Origin of the sequence: Asticcacaulis aquaticus (assembly GCF_028550415.1) — a bacterium.
GTDB classification, from domain to species: Bacteria; Pseudomonadota; Alphaproteobacteria; order Caulobacterales; family Caulobacteraceae; genus Asticcacaulis; species Asticcacaulis aquaticus.
Genome location: NZ_JAQQKX010000003.1, coordinates 71,338 through 87,966, shown reverse-complemented (window position 1 = coordinate 87,966; position 16,629 = coordinate 71,338). Strand labels below are relative to the sequence as shown.

Here is a 16,629-nt window from a genome sequence, read left to right as displayed (position 1 = left end):
AATATCGCGACAAAGCAGAAATTCGGCGCGGCACTTAAAATTACGCTTTTTCGATTTCCGGCGGCGCAGGCGCGTCTTCGACGGCACCATTATCGAGCTCCGGGAACGGCAGCGGGCCGTCGGAAAAGGCGTGTTTGCCCTTCTTGCCAGCCTTCTTGTGCTTCTTCTTTTTGTCGCCTTTTTTGTCGGCCTTGACCTTTTTGACGACGGTCTCGTCGTCGGAGGCCTCTTCGCGCACGGCAGCGATCTTGCGCAGCAGCTTGAGGAAACTCTCGCGCTTAGGCGGTGACAACAGGCTGAGGATGCGCTCGTCGGCGGCCTCGACCTTGGGCTGGATATCGCGCAGAACCATGCGACCTTCGGTCGACAGACGCACCAGATTGGCGCGGGCGTCGGCGGCCGAGCGTTCGCGCTCCAGCCAGCCCTTACTGATCAGGCGCGCCACCATGTCGGCCAGGGTCGAACGGTCGATCCCCGTCGCCTTGACGAGGTCCGTTTGGGTCAGGCCCTCGGCCGAGTCCACGGCCAGCAGCAACGCGTACTGACGCTGGGTCAGGGCGTTGTCGCCGGTTTCTTCGGTATAGATATCGAGGGCGATCTGAAGCACGCGATGCAGCAGATGCGACGGCGAATTCTCTAACAATTCGGACCCCTGAAAATGATTACGCTTATGCTTTTTCATGCACCGCCTCCCGGAATGGAATGCGCGCATATAAGCATCAGATTATCACAGTTTCGCGACAAATCCATCCGCACACTGATGGAAGGCGCTCAGGTGGCGGAAGGTTTCCCCTCTTCGACGATGTTCTTCATCAGGAACGGCGTCAGGATAAGGGTCAGAAGCACCGGCCCGCCGAACATCGAACCCAGCTTCCACGTCACCCACACATCATCCGACTGCGTCCGCCAGATGATCTCGTTGGCCACCGCCATGACGCCGTAAAACGCCACCCAGATCCAGGTCAGGGTCGGCCATGCGGTCTCTTTCAGGTTCAGCGCGCTACCCAGAAGGCTTTTGAGCGGGTATTTTTTCATCAGGGCCGCAACCCCCAGAATACCGCCGATCAGGACATTGACCACGGTCACCTTGACCTTGATGAAGACCGGATCGTGGAAAAAGATGGTCATCAGGCCCATCGGAATGGCGAACAGGGTCGCCACCAGCGGAATCCACGCCACGCGCTTTTCAATAATATAGGCGGCAATCAGGGCGATGATCGACACCGCGATCAGGACGCCAGTGGCATAGATCATCGGGGCCGTGGCGTCCGTGCCGCCGATACCCAGTTTCTTGAAAATGAAGAAGCTGGCGGCAAAACCTACCACGGGGCCGAAATCGATAGCCGACTTGACCCAGTTGGTCGCCACCGGTTCCGGCGCGTCGGGCACGATCGCTTCGGGGAGAGCCTCGGCTTGGGCTTCGGTGATCTCGATTTTGGGCTGGAGGTCGCTCATTCTATTCACCTGACTATTCACTTAAAGGCTCTAAGCCGACCATCGAGCGGGCGAATTCGCGCGCGCGGAACGGCTGAAGGTCTTCGATATCCTCGCCGACGCCGATCAGCTTGATCGGCGCGTCGGACGCCTTGGCGATCGGCACCAGAATGCCGCCGCGCGCCGTGCCGTCCAGCTTGGTCATGACCAGTCCCGATACAAAGGCCTGACGGCCGAAAATCTGCTCCTGCGCCAGCGCGTTGCGGCCCACCGTGGCATCCAGCACCAGCAGGGTCTCGTGCGGCGCGCCGTCGATGACCTTCTTGATCACGCGGACGATCTTGAGCAGTTCGTCCATTAGCTGCTGCTTGTTTTGCAGACGCCCTGCCGTGTCGATCAGGACGACGTCGTAGCCCTCTTCCTTGGCGCGCACGCAGGCGTCATAGGCCAATCCGGCGGCATCGGCACCGGTCTTACGGCCCATGAAGTCGGCCTTGGCGCGTTCGGCCCAGACCTTGAGCTGCTCGACGGCGGCGGCGCGGAAGGTGTCGCCCGCGACGATCAGAACCTTGGCCCCCCGCGCCGTCAGCGACGCGGCGATCTTGCCCAGGGTGGTCGTCTTGCCGGAGCCATTGACGCCGACGAACAGGACGATATTAGGCTTGGGGCCCGACAAGGGATCGAAGCCCTCTTCGCGGCCCCTCAGTTCGTCGGCAATGGCCTCGGCGAGGGCTTCCTTGACGGCGGTGGGATCGTTCTCGGCGAACTTTTTCGAGGCCATCTTTTCGGCAATGGTCGCCGATATCTGCGGACCGAAATCGCTCTCGATCAGCATGTCCTCAAGCTCTTCGAGCGCCGCCGCATCCAGCGCCTTGTTGGCGACGAAGACGCTCGTCACCTGCTCGGTCAGTTGCTGAGAGGTCTTCGACAGGCCTTGGGTCAGGCGCGAAAACCAGCCGGGTTTTTTAGTGTCACTCATTCTTTTCTCCCCCTCTCCCTGAGGGAGAGGGTCGGGGTGAGGGGGAAATGCCAGCCAAGACCTGACAATCCTTCTTATCCGTCTTCGGGCCACCCATCGCTAGCGAAAGCTATACTTTCGCTACGCTAAACCCTCAAGGGAGAAGGGAGGTTGCGATTGCGCGCTTACCGTCATGGCCGGTAACGCGTAAATGCGCAATACCCCCAATCGTCGCGGTGCCCTCGAACAGCACTTCGGTAAAGTCCGCCGCGCGGGCAAAGCCGTCCTTTTCGACAACCGCCGAAATCTCGCGCCCGACCTGACGATCGAGGTGCCGCACCAGCGCCTCACCGGCCTTGGCGCGCAGACGGGCGGCGCGGTCCTTGATCAGCGGACGCGGCAGTTGCGGGATCTTCGCCGCCGGGGTTTGCGGTCGCGGCGAGTACGGAAACACGTGCAGAAACGCCAGATCGCATTCATCGACCAGCGCCACCGAATTAGCAAAGTGTTCCTCGGTCTCGGTCGGGAACCCGGCGATCATATCAGCCCCGAAGGCCACGTCCGGACGAAGCGCGCGCACCTGCTGTACCAGCTTGATGGCATCGGCACGCAGATGGCGGCGCTTCATGCGCTTGAGGATCAGGTCGTCACCGTGTTGCAGGGACAGATGCAGATAGGGCGCCAGACGCTCTTCCTCGGCAAACAGCCGCATCAGGCTGTCGTCGATTTCCGCCGCATCGATAGACGACAGGCGCAGGCGCTTCAGGTCCGGCACGTGTTTCAGGATACGCCCGACCAGATTGCCCAGTTGCGGCGTCCCCGGCAGATCATTGCCCCACGAGGTCAGGTCGACCCCGGTCAGGACGACCTCGTTATAACCCTCGTCAACCAGACGCGAAATCTGCCCTACCACGTCACCCGCCGCCGCCGAGCGCGAATTGCCACGGCCATAGGGGATGATGCAGAAGGTACAGCGGTGATCGCAGCCGTTCTGCACCTCGACATAGGCGCGGGCACGGTCCTTGAGCCCGTCGATCAGGTGCCCGGCGGTTTCGCGTACCGAGAAGATGTCGTTGACGGCGATGCGTGCCGAATCCGGCGTCAGGGCATAGGCCCCGGCGGTCGATTTGTCGCCATTGCCGATGATGAAATCGACCTCACCCATAGTGGCGAAGGTGTCAGGATCGGTCTGCGCCGCGCAACCGGTGACGATCAGCTTGGCGTCGGGGTTTTCCTTGCGCGCGCGGCGGATGGCCTGACGCGCCTGACGCACGGCTTCGCCCGTCACGGCGCAGGTATTGAAGATGATCGCCCCATCGAGGCCGTCATTGGCCGCGGTCTTGCGGATCAGTTCTGACTCGTAGGAATTCAGACGGCAGCCGAAGGTAACCACCTCGACGCCGTTTTGCAGGCCGACGGGCGTGGCGGGCGGGTCAGCCAGAACCTCTTCGTGCGCGTGATCGTGAGCCACTACAGCGCGCCCTCAAATTCGACTTCGACCGGGCCGGTCATGATGACATGATCATCCGCACGCCACAGAATATGCAGCGGACCGCCGTCCATGATGACATTGGCGTGGCGGTCGGTCAGGCCGCGCCGCGCACAGGCGACCAACGTCGCGCAAGCCCCGGTGCCGCAGGCCTTGGTGATGCCCGCGCCGCGCTCCCACACCCGCATCCGGATGGTGTTGCGGTCGATCACCTGCGCGAATTCGACATTGACGCCTTCGGGGAACAGCGGATGGTTTTCGATCAGGCTGCCCGTGCGTTCGACATCAACGGTGGAGACATCATCGACAAAGAACACGACGTGCGGGTTACCCATCGAGACCGCGCACGGCGTATGATAGAGCGGCGCGTCGATCGGCCCGACCTGAAGCTCCAGCCGTTCGGTGTTCATCTCCTCACTAAGCGGGATTTGCGTCCAGTCGAGGCGCGGCTTACCCATATCGACCGAAGCGATGCCGGTCTTGGTGTCGCGCTCCAGCACCCGCGCGGTAGTCTTTCCGCCTAGCGTATCGATTTTCAGCTCAGCATCGGGTTGGTCCTGATCGAGATACCACGCCACGCAGCGCAGGGCATTGCCGCAGGTCTCGACCGTGCCGCCGTCGGAATTCCACACGCGCATGAAGGCATCGCCCTCCGGTGAGGCTTCGATGGCGATCAACTGGTCGAAACCGACGCCGGACGCACGATTGCCCCACGCGCGGATCTGTTCTGCGGCGGGCTGGAAACGCTGGTTCCGGGCATCGACGACAATGAAATCATTGCCGAGGCCGTTCATCTTGAGAAAAGGTGTCGTCATTTGAGGCCTATATAGTCTCAAACCGCTCCAAACTGTAGGCTTTTGTGCAAATTCTTGCTAACGGCCCTTATCGGTTATTTCAGAAGGAGGCTCATATGCCCAAAGCTTACATCATCGCTCAGGCCAAGGTCAGCGATCCCGAATCCTACGCCAAGTACGGCGCGGGCACCAAGGCCCCGGCCGAAGCCTTCAACATGACGCCGCTGGCGCGCGGCGGTCGTTCGGAAGTCCTCGAAGGTCAGGGCTTTCCGCGCGTCGTGATCCTTGAGTTCCCGTCCTATGAGGCGGCGCTCGGCTACTACAATTCGCCGGACTATCAGGCCGCCCGCGAACACCGCCTCAACGCGGCGGAGTTCAACATGGTTCTGGTCGAGGGCGTGGAGTAATTATCAAGACGCGTGGCTATTCAAAATAGCCACGCGCAACAGCGTGTTTCATGACCATCTTCGCGTAGTCATTATCTGACGTAATGCGCAGAACGATCCTTGCCACAACACGTAGTTCTTCTTTATCGCCCCATGCGACAAAGCAATCCCCCTCAGAGTCGAAATCAACGGCGATCTTTTGATCACTGATTTCCAAGGCGGCAATGACCATCGATTCGAGCGAATACCCTCCGCCCTGACCACCTTCAGGCGTCGTCAATGCCTGAAATTCAGGCTTGAAGTCCCAGTAGTCGAACCGGAAGGGACGGCGCTCATCGTTTATCTGAACCAATTGCCCATGACTGAAGTCATCATCAGATAAAGTCACAGCGGATACCTTGCCTTTCTCTGCGGCGGTCATTGCGGTCGGCACAAGGACGAGAGCGATACCCACAAACAAGCCGACGCCCCGCATTATCCCCCCAGATACGTAAAAAAGCCCTGCCGATACTATCCGGCAGGGCTTTTAAATTTCAACATCAAACCGATCCTTAGTGGACCGTTTCGACATATTCCTCGGCGCTTTCGGCTAGGATCGTCATGCCCTCGGCGTTCACGTCGGCAAAGCCGCCGCGCACCTGATACATGCGCTTCTTGTCACCGTCGAGGATGGTCACCATACCTTCGGCCAGCGTCGTCATGAACGGCGCATGATTGACCAGCACGCCGAATTCGCCTTCGGAACCCGGTGCGATCACCTGATCGACGTCACCGGAAAAGAGTTCCTTTTCCGGTGTCACCAGAGAGACGTGGAGCTTCTCGGCCATGATGATTAGGCCTCACCCGCCAGGCGCTCGGCCTTGGCGATGGCTTCCTCGATGCCGCCGACCATGTAGAAGGCCGCTTCGGGGAGGTGGTCGTAGTCACCGTTGCAAAGGCCCTTGAAGCCCTTGATGGTGTCTTCGATCTTCATCAGGACGCCCGGCGTGCCGGTGAAGATTTCGGCCACGTGGAACGGCTGCGACAGGAAGCGCTGGATCTTACGGGCGCGGGCCACGACCAGCTTGTCTTCTTCCGACAGTTCGTCCATGCCGAGGATGGCGATGATGTCCTTCAGCGACTTGTACTGCTGGAGGATCTGCTGGACCTGGTTGGCGGTGTTGTAGTGCTCTTCGCCGACGATGCGCGGATCAAGGATACGCGAGGTCGAGTCGAGCGGGTCAACCGCCGGATAGATGCCCTGTTCGGCGATCGAACGCGACAGAACGGTCGTGGCGTCGAGGTGGGCGAACGAAGCGGCCGGGGCCGGGTCGGTCAGGTCGTCGGCGGGGACGTACACGGCCTGAACCGAGGTGATCGAACCCTTGTTGGTCGAGGTGATGCGCTCTTGCAGCTTGCCCATTTCGGTCGCCAGAGTCGGCTGATAGCCCACCGCCGACGGAATACGACCCAGCAGAGCCGACACTTCCGAACCGGCCTGCGTGAAGCGGAAGATGTTGTCGACGAAGAACAGCACGTCCTTGCCTTCGACGTCGCGGAAATATTCGGCCTGAGCCAGACCCGTCAGGGCGACGCGCGCGCGGGCACCCGGCGGCTCGTTCATCTGGCCGTAAACCAGCGTACAGCGTGACGCGCCGCCACCGCCGTGTTCGTTCACCTTCGACTCGATCATTTCGTGATAGAGGTCGTTGCCTTCGCGGGTACGCTCACCGACGCCGGCGAACACCGAATAGCCGCCGTAGGCCTTGGCGATGTTGTTGATCAGCTCCTGAATGGTCACGGTCTTGCCGACGCCGGCGCCGCCGAACAGGCCGATCTTACCACCCTTGGCGTACGGGCAGATCAGGTCGATGACCTTGATGCCGGTGACGAGGATTTCAGCCGAGGTGGCCTGATCCGCAAACGCCGGGGCGTCGGCGTGGATCGGGTTGAAGAATTGCGTCTCGATCGGACCGGCTTCGTCGATCGGCTCGCCGATGACGTTGATGATGCGGCCGAGCGTCGCCGGACCGACCGGAACGGTGATCGGCGCGCCAAGGTCGGTCACTTCCTGACCGCGGACGAGGCCTTCGGTGGCGTCCATGGCGATGGTGCGCACGGCGTTTTCGCCGAGGTGCTGCGCCACTTCGAGGACGAGGCGCGCGCCCGAAGCCGTGTTGACGGTTTCCAGCGCGTTGAGGATGGCGGGCAGGTTCGAGTCGAATTCGACGTCGACAACGGCGCCGATAACCTGAGTGACGCGGCCCTTATTGGCCGTAATCGTTTGATGGGCGGACATTTTCAATAATCCTTAGATGGCTTCGGCACCGGCGATGATCTCGATCAGTTCGGTCGTGATCTGCGCCTGGCGTTTACGGTTGTATTTCAGGTTCATGGCTTTGATCATTTCGCCCGCGTTGCGCGTGGCGTTGTCCATCGCGCTCATCTGGGCGGCATAGAAGCCAGCGTTGTTCTCAAGCAGGCTGGCCAGAATCTGAACCGTCAGATTACGCGGCAGCAGGGTTTCGAGAATCTCTTCTTCCGATGGCTCGTACTCATAGACCGCGCCGCCCGAGGTTTCCTCGGTCGTGGCTTCGATCTCGGCCGGGATCAGTTGCTTGGGCGTCGGCACCTGAGAGATGACCGAGCGGAACTGGCTGTAGTACAGCGTCACGACATCGGCCTGACCGTTGTCGAACGCCGTAAAGATGGCGTCGGCGATCGGTTGCGCGACATCGAGGTTCAGCGTCTTGGCCAGTTCGAACGAACCGACGATCTGATCGGCGTACTGACGCTTGAGCTGATCGAGGCCCTTGCGGCCCACGGTCAGGATGCGCACCGTCTTGCCTTCGGCGATCAGGCCGCGGATGTGCTCACGCGCGGCGCGGACGATCGAGGAGTTGAAACCGCCCGCCAGACCGCGATCGGCGGTGGCGACGACGACCAGATGGTTCTGGGTCGAGCCGGTCCCGGCCAGCAGCTTCGGCGCGGCATCGCCCGACACGCCACGGGCAAGGTTCGCAATGACCTCGGCCATGCGCTTGGCGTAGGGGCGGGCGTTCTCCGCCGCGTCCTGAGCCCGCTTGAGCTTGGCGGCGGCGACCATTTGCATGGCCTTGGTGATCTTCTGCGTGGCTTTCACGCTGGCGATCTGAACGCGCATGTCCTTAAGACTTGCCATGAAAATATTCCCTCAAAACAAAATCTTCGATTTTATTTTGGTTGATATCGACGGATCAAATCTCGGGGCGGCCCTTCGATTTGATCCGACTTTTTGACTAATGCCCTGAGATAAACTCAGGGCACATCATTTAGGCGAAGTTGGCGGCGAAATCGGCCACGATGGCCTTCAATTGCTCTTCCAGCTCCGGCGTCAGGGCCTTCTTCTCGCGGATCGCGGTCAGGAGGTCGACGTGCTTGCCGCGCAGGAGCGACAGGAAGTCGCGCTCGAAGCGACCGACGTCGCTGACGGCAACCTTATCGAGGTAACCGCGCGTACCGGCATAGATCACCGCGACCTGCTCTTCGACCTTCAGCGGCGAATATTGCGGCTGCTTCAGGAGCTCGGTCAGGCGCGCACCGCGGGCCAGCAGGCGCTGGGTGGCGGCGTCGAGGTCCGAACCGAACTTGGCGAAGGCAGCCATTTCGCGATACTGGGCCAGGTCGCCCTTGATCGAACCGGCCACCTGCTTCATCGCCTTGATCTGAGCGGCCGAGCCAACGCGCGACACCGACAGACCGACGTTCACGGCGGGACGGATGCCCTGATAGAACAGGTCGGTTTCGAGGAAGATCTGACCGTCGGTGATCGAGATCACGTTGGTCGGGATGTAGGCCGACACGTCGTTGGCTTGCGTTTCAATGACCGGCAGGGCGGTCATCGAGCCCGAACCGTTGTCTTCGTTCAGCTTCGCGGCGCGTTCCAGCAGACGGGAATGGAGGTAGAAAACGTCGCCCGGATAGGCTTCGCGGCCCGGCGGACGGCGCAGCAGCAGCGACATCTGACGATAGGCGACGGCCTGCTTCGACAGATCGTCATAGATGATCAGCGAGTGCATGCCGTTGTCGCGGAAATATTCACCCATGGCGCAACCGGCGAACGGCGCCAGATATTGCAGCGGAGCGGGCTCGGAGGCCGAAGCGACGACGACGGTCGTGTATTCCAGCGCGCCGTTTTCTTCCAGCGCCTTGACGATCTGGGCGACGGTTGAACGCTTCTGGCCGATGGCGACGTAGATGCAGTACAGCTTGGCCGACTCGTCGGTACCGGCGTTGACGGCCTTCTGGTTCAGGATGGCGTCGATGGCGACGGCGGTCTTACCGGTTTGGCGGTCACCGATGATCAGTTCGCGCTGGCCACGGCCGACGGGGATCAGGGTGTCGATGGCCTTGATGCCGGTCTGCACGGGCTCGTGCACCGACTTGCGCGGGATGATGCCCGGGGCCTTGACGTCGACACGGCGGAATTCGGTCGCTTCGATCGGACCCTTGCCGTCGACCGGCTCGCCCAGCGGGTTGACGACGCGGCCCAGAAGGCCCTTGCCGACCGGCACCTGAACGATTTCACCGAGGCGGCGCACTTCGTCGCCTTCGCGGACTTCGCGGTCTTCGCCGAAGATAACGACGCCGACATTGTCCTTTTCGAGGTTCAGGGCCATGCCCTTGACGCCCGCCTTGGGGAAGGAGACCATTTCACCGGCCTGAACCTTGTCGAGGCCGTGAACGCGGGCGATACCGTCGCCGACCGACAGAACGGAACCTACGTCCGAAACGTCGGCTTCTTCACCGAAACCGGCGATTTGAGCTTTGAGGATGGCCGAGATTTCGGCAGCACGAATGTCCATGAGTCTTACGCTCTCTTAAGGGCGAATTTGAGGGAGTCGAGTTTAGTCTTGAGCGACGCGTCGAACAGACGCGAGCCCACGCGGACCTTAAGCCCGCCAAGCAGGGACGGATCAACCGACTGGCTGATCACGGCGTCACGGCCCAGCGCAATGCGCAGAGCCGCCTGAAGATCGGCCACCTGGGCTTCGGAAAGCGCGGTAGCGGAGGTAACGACCGCCGAGACGATGCCCTTGCGGGCGTCATGCAGGCGGTTAAAGGCGGTGATGAAACCGAAAACTTCGTTGAGGCGACCGTTCTGCGCGATCAGGCCCAGGGCCTTAACCGTCAGGGCGTTCGGCTTGGCCATGTCGAGAACGGCGGTCAGGCCCTTCAGCTTGTCGCTTGATGCAAAGGCGTGCGAGGTCACCAGACGGTGCAGGTCGCGGCTTTCGGTCAGCATGGCCTTCAGCGTGGCGAGATCGGCATAGACGGCGTCGATAGAACCGGCAGCATCGGCCAGTTCAAACACGGCCTTGGCGTAACGGGCGCCAACCTCTGTTTCTCTAAAAATATCGCTCACGGCAGGTTCCGGCAAAAGAAATAAGTGGAATGGGCACAACGCGACCGGCGCACACATACAAGGCGCCACGTCTTTAAAGCCGCGCGCCTCTTAGCATGGGGTCTCCCGCATCGCAACCAACCAAACGGCATTTTTCAAATTTCTGTGACCGGACGAGATCACGGATGATTTTCGTATTTTTCCGCCTATCTGCTATGGTTGCCCGAAAAATCGGCTCTGCACCCTATGCAAACGATTTTCCTGTTATGCGACTGATTGTGCTTTGACGGGGTTGCCCTATGTATAGCGCACCCTATTGCTTTCAGAGAAAGATCCTATGGACCTCGCGGCCCTTTTTACCGACCCCGCCGTCTGGGCGGCCCTTGTCACCCTCATCGTGATGGAGGTCGTGCTCGGCATCGACAACCTCGTCTTCATTTCGATCCTGTCGAACAAGCTGCCGGAAAAGGACCGTCAGAAGACCCGCCGCCTCGGTATCGGTCTGGCCCTGATCATGCGTCTGGGGCTGCTGCTCACCATCGGCTGGATCATCGGCCTGAAAGCCGAGGTGTTCAATCTGGGTCTGATCGGGCCGCTGGGCGAACACGGCGAGCCGATGTTCGAGACCTCCTTCTCGTGGAAAGACCTTATCCTGATCGCGGGTGGTCTATTCCTCGTCTGGAAGGCGACCAAGGAAATCCACCATACGGTCGATCCCGCGCCGACCCATGATGTTATGGACGCCAAAAACGCCACCATCAACAATGCCGGTGCCGCCATCGTTCAGATCATCCTGCTCGACCTCGTCTTCTCGGTCGACTCGATCCTGACCGCCGTCGGCATGACCGACCACGTCCCGGTCATGATGGTCGCCGTCGTCGTCGCGGTGCTGGTCATGCTGCTGGCGTCTGACCCGCTGGCCAACTTCATCGAAAAGAACCCGACGGTCGTCATGCTGGCGCTGGGCTTCCTTTTGATGATCGGTACCGTTCTGATCGCCGAAGGCTTCGGCGTCCACGTCCCCAAGGGCTATATCTACGCCGCCATGGCCTTCTCGGCGCTGGTCGAGGGGCTGAACATGCTCTCGCGCAGCAGCCAGAAGAAAAAGGCCGCCCAAGGGACTGAAAAGCATCCCGATCCGCATATCTAGGCTAAAGACTTTCCGGTCTTTGCAACGCCCCCGGCCTCGACGGGGGCGTTTTGCGTTTCAGATTCGGTTAAGCCTGTTCTGTTACAGTCCAGACATACAGCAGAAGGCTGGAGACCATGGACATCAGAACGACCTTCATGCCGTCACTGACGACGGGCGGCATGGCCGAAAAACTCAAGGCGCTTAAGGCCGAGAAACTCAGCGCCCAGAAACAGGCGATGGAAGACGTCCGCGATGTGCCGCGCAAGGTGCGCGACGATACCCGCGCCCGCGCTAAGGAAAAGCTGATGCAGCTTTTCGAACGCATGAAGATCATCAAGAAGCTGGGCGAAAACGACCCGAAAATGATGGCCAAGCTGCTGGCGCAGGCGATGAAAGAGCTGAAAGCCATCGTCAAGGAATATGTCAGGGCCGGGGGCAATTCGAGCGACGTGTCGGGCTATGCCGCCGCGCAGGTCACCGCCAGTACGCCTGTCCCGGATGAGGCGAAAGACGGGGAAGCTGCCGAGGTCGAAGCCTCCGACGTCGCGGACGAGGCTGAGGCTATGTCGGAAGACGTTCCCAGCGAAGCGGTCGAAGACAATGCCGATATCGATGTCGCCGATAAAGCCGCCGAGACGCCGGAAACGACCGACACGTCTGAAACCACCGACAAGCCCCAGACGCCGCTTGAGGCGAAAACCGCCGCCGAAGCCTATGTGAAGACCGAGCGCGACCGGGCCCAGGGTGAACTGATGGAGGTTGGTGAGTTCATGCGGCTGGTGCGCGGTTTCATGAAGGCCACCAAGGAACTGCTCGAAACGGCCAAGATCAAGCTGGCGTTCCAGACCGTCGGCAAGGACACCGTCGAGGATTTCCGCAGCTCTTACGAAGACATGAAGGAAATCGAGGAAGAATTCGAAGACCTCAGCAAGGGCCTCGACGACGAACGCGCGGTCTTCGGTCCGAAATCGGTGCTTTACGCCTAAAGAAAGCTGTACGGCTCGATATCGGTCACCAAACGGATCGCATTCGGCGTTTTCACGCTTTTCAACCACGCCGTCATGAACCCTTGCAAATCGCGGTTACGGTCGGCGCGGACCAGAAACCGCTTGCGCCACATGCCACGTACAAGGCTCAGGGGCGCATCGGCGGGGCCATAGACGTCGATACCTTCCGTGTTCGGAATCGCCAGCGACAGCTCGCGCCCGAAGCGGTTGAGCAGGGCATTGTCCTTGGCCGACAGGATGACTGCCGCAAGCCGCCCGAACGGCGGAAACTGCGCGATTTCACGGCTCATCTGCTCATAGGCATAGAAAGCCTCGCGGTCCTGCGCCTTGAGGGCCTGCATGACCGGATGCTCCGGCGAATAGGTTTGCAGCACGGCCTTGCCCGCCTTTTCGGCGCGACCCGCGCGGCCCGTCGCCTGCGCCAGAAGCTGGAAGGTTCGCTCCGCTGCGCGCAGATCGCCCCCTTTGAGACCCAGATCGGCGTCGACGATGCCTACCAGCGTCAGGTTGAGGAAATTGTGGCCCTTGGCCGCCGCCTGCGTGGCGATCAGGATATCGGTCTCGTGGTCCTCCACGCGCTTGATCAGCGCGGCAGATGAGTCCGCGTCCGGCGTGGTGTCGGACGAAAAAATCTCCGCCCGCGCCGCCGGGAAACGCTCGCGCACCTCTTCCAGAATGCGCTCGACCCCCGGCCCGATTGAGGTCAGGCTGTCCAGCGCGCCGCAGTGCGGGCAACGGTCGGGCTTTTTCATTGAAAAGCCGGTCAGGTGACAGACCAGCCGCCCGGTCGCCCGGTGTTCGACCAGCCAGCTATCGGTCTTCGGCGAGGTCATCCGCTCGCCGCAGGCCCGGCACAGAACCAGCGGCGCATAGCCGCGGCGATTGAGAAACAGCAGCACCTGCTCGCGCCGCGCCAGGGTCGCCTCGATCTCTTTGACCAAGGGATTGGACAACCACCATTTATCCCCCGTCGGACCGGCCTCCGGGGCGTGGGCCTTCATGTCGACCAGGTCGATATCGGGCAGTTGCGCCGTGCCGTGGCGCTGTTCCAGCCGCACCCAGCTGTACCGGCCTTTCTGGGCATTGGTCAGGGTCTCCAGCGACGGAGTCGCCGAGGCCATCACCACCATAAACCCTTCCTGATGGGCGCGCATGACCGCCAGATCACGCGCCTGATAGCGCACGCCCTCCTCCTGCTTGAAGGACCCGTCGTGCTCTTCGTCGATGACGATCAGCTTCAGATTGGCATAGGGCAGGAACAGGGCCGAGCGCGCCCCGACGATCAGTCGGGCTTCGCCGCGCGCAATGCCCTCCCAGATGCGGCGGCGTTGCGACGGCGAAATGGCCGAATGCCACTGCACCGGATCGACGCCGAAGCGGCGTTTGAGACGCCCCATGACCGCTGTCGTCAGGGCGATTTCCGGCAGCAGGATCATGACCTGAGCGGTAGGGTCGTCACGCAGGGCGCGCGCCACGGTTTCCAGATAGACTTCGGTCTTGCCGGAACCGGTCACCCCATCGAGCAGAACGGGTGAAAAGACCTGTCTGTCCCATTCCATTTCCAGCAAACGATCCGCCGCCGCCTGATCGTCGTTCAGCGTCGGCGTCATGAAATCGGGATCGGGCGCGTCAAAACCCTGCGTGGTGAATTCGACGCGTTCCAGATAGCCCTTTTTCTCCAGAGTCTGCACCACGCCAACGGTTACCCCGGCGGCCTGCGCCAGTTCAGCGGCGCTCATCGGGAGTACGGCGACCTCAAGCACGCGCATCTGTTTCGACGTCAGCTTGACGGGTTCGGCCCCGGTGCGAACAAAGCCGTGTTTAATCTGCGCCTTCGGCGTTTTCAGGGCCTGCAAACAACCTTTGAGGAAGGTGCCCGGCGCGGTCAGGGTCCAGCCCGCCGCCCATAGCCAAAATCGCAGGGACGCTGCCGGGACCGGCTCATCGTCGATCTTAGCCGCAATCGGTTTGAGCTTGAATTCGGTCTCGATCGTATCGGAAATCTCGGTCACCAGCCCGCGGATCTTGGCGTAGCCCAGCGGCACCCAGACGTGATCGCCGACGCTCACGGCTAAATCGTCCGGCACCAGATAATCGAGCGGCGTCTCCATCGGCGCCAGCACAGCCACCTTCGCGCAGCGTATCGAGCGCGTCATTTCAGAGGTGGTGAACAGGGCATCCATAAGAATTTACGTATTAACCATAGATTTGACTCATGCTGTGACGGATTTTATGTCATCAATTGGAGCAACAACAAGCTTAACCCGCCGTTCACCACAGATGTCTTCCGATTACCGCGAACCCAGCACCGTAGAACGCCTTGCCGCGCTGATGGATTATCAGACGCTGCGCGGTCTGTTGCCTGACTTCGTGCAGGAAATCAAACAGGATCGCGCCCTGCTCGATGCGATGGGGCTGCAACCCAAGACGCGCAACCTGATCGACTTCGGCCCCGCCGCCCTGTCGCGGCTGGAAGCCAAGGCGATCAAGGATTTCGACGTCCGCCGGCAGCTTGAACTGACCGCGAAAGCCAATTTCGACGCGCAGAATCAGGCGCACGGCCTGATCCTCAGCCTGATGGAAGCGCGCAACCACTCTGATCTGGCCCGCCGCCTCAATGAGGAGGTGCGCAGCCGTTTCGGCCTCGTCGCTGCGACCATCGCCCTGGAAGACACGGCACCCGTGCCGCTCGGCTGGATGACGCTCGATTACGGCGGTGTCGACTATATCATCGGTGAGACCGGTCTGTCTCTGCTCGGCCCCGAAGGCGTTTGCCGTGCCCTGTTCGGCGAAGACGTCCGCCGTATCAAATCCGCTGCCGTCCTGCGCACCGCCATGTGGCGCGATGGCCGCCCCGGTGCGGTGGCCTTCGGCTCGGCCGATTTCGACGGGTTCAGCCCGGAAATGGGTGCCGAACTGGTCGCCTTCGTCACGCGCGTGGTCGAACGCGTCGCCGAACGCTGGCCGGTTCTTTCCTGATTATACCTCCCCAACTTGTTGGGGAGCCGGGCGGCCGGTGCCGGGGACCGCACGAATTTGCGTAAGCAAATGAGATGTGGTGGTGGGGGCTCTTGCTTAAGCCCTTGGTCAGGAATTAACCTTATCCTGAACACATGACCATCGATGATGCCCGCCTGCACTGGCTGACCTATATGAAGGCCCAGAAGCGCTGTTCGCCGCGCACCCTGGAAGCCTATGGCCACGCCTTCGGGCTCTATCTGGCGCATTTGAGACGCACACTTGGTCCTGAGATCGATCTCACCGACCTGACGCACCTGACCTCGGTCGATATTCGCGGCTGGATGGCGCATCTGCGGTCCAAAGACCCGCCCTTGTCGCCACGCTCTCTGGCGCAACATCTGTCGGCCATCAAATCCTTCCATAGCTATCTCGACCTGCATCTGGGGATGTCGAGCCCTCAGGTGGCTCTGACGCGCGGGCCCCGCCTGAAAGCCACCCTGCCCCGTCCGTTGAACGAAGATCAGGCGCTGGGGCTGATGCAGGAAGCCGTCCTCGATCCGGACAAAACCGAATGGGAGTCCGCGCGCGATCAGGCCGTTTATCTGCTGCTCTATGGCTGCGGTCTGCGCATTTCCGAAGCGCTGTCGTTGCAGGTCAAGGACACGCCGCTGACCGACAGCCTGCGCATCGTAGGTAAGGGTAACAAGACGCGCCTCGTCCCCGTGCTGGATGAGGTGCGAGACGCCGTTGAGACCTATAAACGCCTGCAACCGTTCAATCTCTCCGTCGACGATGACCTGTTCCGCGCCAAACGCGGCGGGCCATTATCACCGCGTCATGTGCAGGCCTCGGTGCAGCATATGCGCTCGCGACTGGGTTTGTCGGATCGCGCCACGCCGCACGCCCTGCGCCACTCTTACGCCACGCATCTGCTGGGATCGGGGGCCGATCTGCGTTCTATTCAGGAATTGCTGGGGCACGTGTCGCTATCGACGACGCAGAAATATACCCAGGTCGATGCTGAACGGCTCCTCAGCGCTTACGCGGCGGCGCATCCTAAGGGGTGACGTCCGGTTACGGGGTGTGGGGTCCGTGACCCCACGAAA

Annotated in this window: 17 protein-coding genes; 5 read left to right on the top strand and 12 right to left on the bottom strand. The window is 61.1% G+C overall.

Annotation, left to right across the window (positions count from 1 at the left end; all coding sequences use genetic code 11):
* Positions 1-40: 40 nt before the first annotated feature.
* From PQU92_RS05200 to dapF, 5 genes are all read right to left on the bottom strand, one after another.
* Positions 41-682: a MarR family winged helix-turn-helix transcriptional regulator gene (locus PQU92_RS05200; protein ID WP_272747145.1), complete on the bottom strand. Its 642-nt coding sequence runs from the start codon at positions 680-682 to the stop codon at positions 41-43.
* An 89-nt stretch (positions 683-771) separates the two neighbouring features.
* Positions 772-1,455, bottom strand: coding sequence for an inner membrane-spanning protein YciB (locus PQU92_RS05195; protein ID WP_272747144.1), 684 nt, complete (start codon positions 1,453-1,455; stop codon positions 772-774).
* Positions 1,456-1,468: 13 nt separating this feature from the next.
* A complete protein-coding gene (gene ftsY, locus PQU92_RS05190) occupies positions 1,469-2,413 on the bottom strand; it encodes a signal recognition particle-docking protein FtsY (protein ID WP_272747143.1) in 945 nt (314 codons plus the stop codon).
* A gap of 133 nt (positions 2,414-2,546) precedes the next feature.
* On the bottom strand, positions 2,547-3,863 hold the full coding sequence (mtaB, locus tag PQU92_RS05185; protein WP_272747142.1) for a tRNA (N(6)-L-threonylcarbamoyladenosine(37)-C(2))-methylthiotransferase MtaB: 1,317 nt from the start codon (positions 3,861-3,863) through the stop codon (positions 2,547-2,549).
* Positions 3,863-4,696 carry a diaminopimelate epimerase gene (dapF, locus tag PQU92_RS05180; protein WP_272747141.1) on the bottom strand — a complete coding sequence of 278 codons (834 nt, stop codon included), beginning with the start codon at positions 4,694-4,696 and terminating at the stop codon, positions 3,863-3,865. Before dapF ends, mtaB begins: the two co-directional genes overlap by 1 nt.
* Positions 4,697-4,791: 95 nt before the next feature.
* Between dapF and PQU92_RS05175 the strand changes: the two genes are divergently transcribed.
* Positions 4,792-5,082, top strand: coding sequence for a DUF1330 domain-containing protein (locus PQU92_RS05175; RefSeq protein ID WP_023460655.1), 291 nt, complete (start codon positions 4,792-4,794; stop codon positions 5,080-5,082).
* 16 nt (positions 5,083-5,098) lie between these two features.
* Here the strand turns inward: PQU92_RS05175 and PQU92_RS05170 are convergent, their stop codons facing one another.
* The 6 genes from PQU92_RS05170 to PQU92_RS05145 form a co-directional block, all read right to left on the bottom strand.
* On the bottom strand, positions 5,099-5,536 hold the full coding sequence (locus tag PQU92_RS05170) for a hypothetical protein (RefSeq protein ID WP_272747140.1): 438 nt from the start codon (positions 5,534-5,536) through the stop codon (positions 5,099-5,101).
* A gap of 76 nt (positions 5,537-5,612) precedes the next feature.
* Positions 5,613-5,888, bottom strand: a complete 276-nt coding sequence (locus PQU92_RS05165; protein ID WP_023460654.1) for an ATP synthase F1 subunit epsilon — start codon at positions 5,886-5,888, stop codon at positions 5,613-5,615.
* Between the two features lie 5 nt (positions 5,889-5,893).
* Positions 5,894-7,339: a F0F1 ATP synthase subunit beta gene (atpD, locus tag PQU92_RS05160; protein WP_272747139.1), complete on the bottom strand. Its 1,446-nt coding sequence runs from the start codon at positions 7,337-7,339 to the stop codon at positions 5,894-5,896.
* A gap of 12 nt (positions 7,340-7,351) precedes the next feature.
* On the bottom strand, positions 7,352-8,221 hold the full coding sequence (locus PQU92_RS05155; protein ID WP_272747138.1) for a F0F1 ATP synthase subunit gamma: 870 nt from the start codon (positions 8,219-8,221) through the stop codon (positions 7,352-7,354).
* Positions 8,222-8,351: 130 nt separating this feature from the next.
* Positions 8,352-9,884, bottom strand: a complete 1,533-nt coding sequence (gene atpA / locus PQU92_RS05150) for a F0F1 ATP synthase subunit alpha (RefSeq protein WP_272747137.1) — start codon at positions 9,882-9,884, stop codon at positions 8,352-8,354.
* 5 nt (positions 9,885-9,889) lie between these two features.
* Positions 9,890-10,444, bottom strand: coding sequence for a F0F1 ATP synthase subunit delta (locus PQU92_RS05145; RefSeq protein ID WP_272747136.1), 555 nt, complete (start codon positions 10,442-10,444; stop codon positions 9,890-9,892).
* A 316-nt stretch (positions 10,445-10,760) separates the two neighbouring features.
* On the opposite strand from PQU92_RS05145, the gene PQU92_RS05140 reads away from it, so the two are divergent.
* Complete coding sequence (locus PQU92_RS05140) at positions 10,761-11,573, top strand: TerC family protein (RefSeq protein WP_272747135.1); 813 nt, start codon at positions 10,761-10,763, stop codon at positions 11,571-11,573.
* A gap of 116 nt (positions 11,574-11,689) precedes the next feature.
* Complete coding sequence (locus tag PQU92_RS05135; protein WP_272747134.1) at positions 11,690-12,541, top strand: hypothetical protein; 852 nt, start codon at positions 11,690-11,692, stop codon at positions 12,539-12,541.
* On the opposite strand, the gene PQU92_RS05130 is transcribed toward PQU92_RS05135, so the two are convergent.
* Positions 12,538-14,745, bottom strand: a complete 2,208-nt coding sequence (locus PQU92_RS05130) for a primosomal protein N' (RefSeq protein WP_438263804.1) — start codon at positions 14,743-14,745, stop codon at positions 12,538-12,540. The genes PQU92_RS05135 and PQU92_RS05130 overlap by 4 nt on opposite strands.
* A 97-nt stretch (positions 14,746-14,842) precedes the next feature.
* On the opposite strand from PQU92_RS05130, the gene PQU92_RS05125 reads away from it, so the two are divergent.
* Positions 14,843-15,541: a DUF484 family protein gene (locus PQU92_RS05125; protein ID WP_272747133.1), complete on the top strand. Its 699-nt coding sequence runs from the start codon at positions 14,843-14,845 to the stop codon at positions 15,539-15,541.
* A gap of 134 nt (positions 15,542-15,675) precedes the next feature.
* Complete coding sequence (locus PQU92_RS05120; protein ID WP_272747132.1) at positions 15,676-16,590, top strand: tyrosine recombinase XerC; 915 nt, start codon at positions 15,676-15,678, stop codon at positions 16,588-16,590.
* Positions 16,591-16,629: the final 39 nt, after the last annotated feature.

Excerpts from the sequence above, each read along its gene's own strand:
- atpA (WP_272747137.1), bottom strand. The coding sequence starts at position 9,884 with ATGGACATTCGTGCTGCCGAAATCTCGGCCATCCTCAAAGCTCAAATC.
- PQU92_RS05175 (WP_023460655.1), top strand. The coding sequence starts at position 4,792 with ATGCCCAAAGCTTACATCATCGCTCAGGCCAAGGTCAGCGATCCCGAA.
- PQU92_RS05200 (WP_272747145.1), bottom strand. The coding sequence starts at position 682 with ATGAAAAAGCATAAGCGTAATCATTTTCAGGGGTCCGAATTGTTAGAG.
- atpD (WP_272747139.1), bottom strand. The coding sequence starts at position 7,339 with ATGTCCGCCCATCAAACGATTACGGCCAATAAGGGCCGCGTCACTCAG.
- PQU92_RS05135 (WP_272747134.1), top strand. The coding sequence starts at position 11,690 with ATGGACATCAGAACGACCTTCATGCCGTCACTGACGACGGGCGGCATG.
- PQU92_RS05155 (WP_272747138.1), bottom strand. The coding sequence starts at position 8,221 with ATGGCAAGTCTTAAGGACATGCGCGTTCAGATCGCCAGCGTGAAAGCC.
- PQU92_RS05140 (WP_272747135.1), top strand. The coding sequence starts at position 10,761 with ATGGACCTCGCGGCCCTTTTTACCGACCCCGCCGTCTGGGCGGCCCTT.
- PQU92_RS05165 (WP_023460654.1), bottom strand. The coding sequence starts at position 5,888 with ATGGCCGAGAAGCTCCACGTCTCTCTGGTGACACCGGAAAAGGAACTC.
- PQU92_RS05120 (WP_272747132.1), top strand. The coding sequence starts at position 15,676 with ATGACCATCGATGATGCCCGCCTGCACTGGCTGACCTATATGAAGGCC.
- PQU92_RS05125 (WP_272747133.1), top strand. The coding sequence starts at position 14,843 with ATGTCTTCCGATTACCGCGAACCCAGCACCGTAGAACGCCTTGCCGCG.
- PQU92_RS05195 (WP_272747144.1), bottom strand. The coding sequence starts at position 1,455 with ATGAGCGACCTCCAGCCCAAAATCGAGATCACCGAAGCCCAAGCCGAG.
- PQU92_RS05170 (WP_272747140.1), bottom strand. The coding sequence starts at position 5,536 with ATGCGGGGCGTCGGCTTGTTTGTGGGTATCGCTCTCGTCCTTGTGCCG.
- dapF (WP_272747141.1), bottom strand. The coding sequence starts at position 4,696 with ATGACGACACCTTTTCTCAAGATGAACGGCCTCGGCAATGATTTCATT.
- ftsY (WP_272747143.1), bottom strand. The coding sequence starts at position 2,413 with ATGAGTGACACTAAAAAACCCGGCTGGTTTTCGCGCCTGACCCAAGGC.
- PQU92_RS05130 (WP_438263804.1), bottom strand. The coding sequence starts at position 14,745 with ATGGATGCCCTGTTCACCACCTCTGAAATGACGCGCTCGATACGCTGC.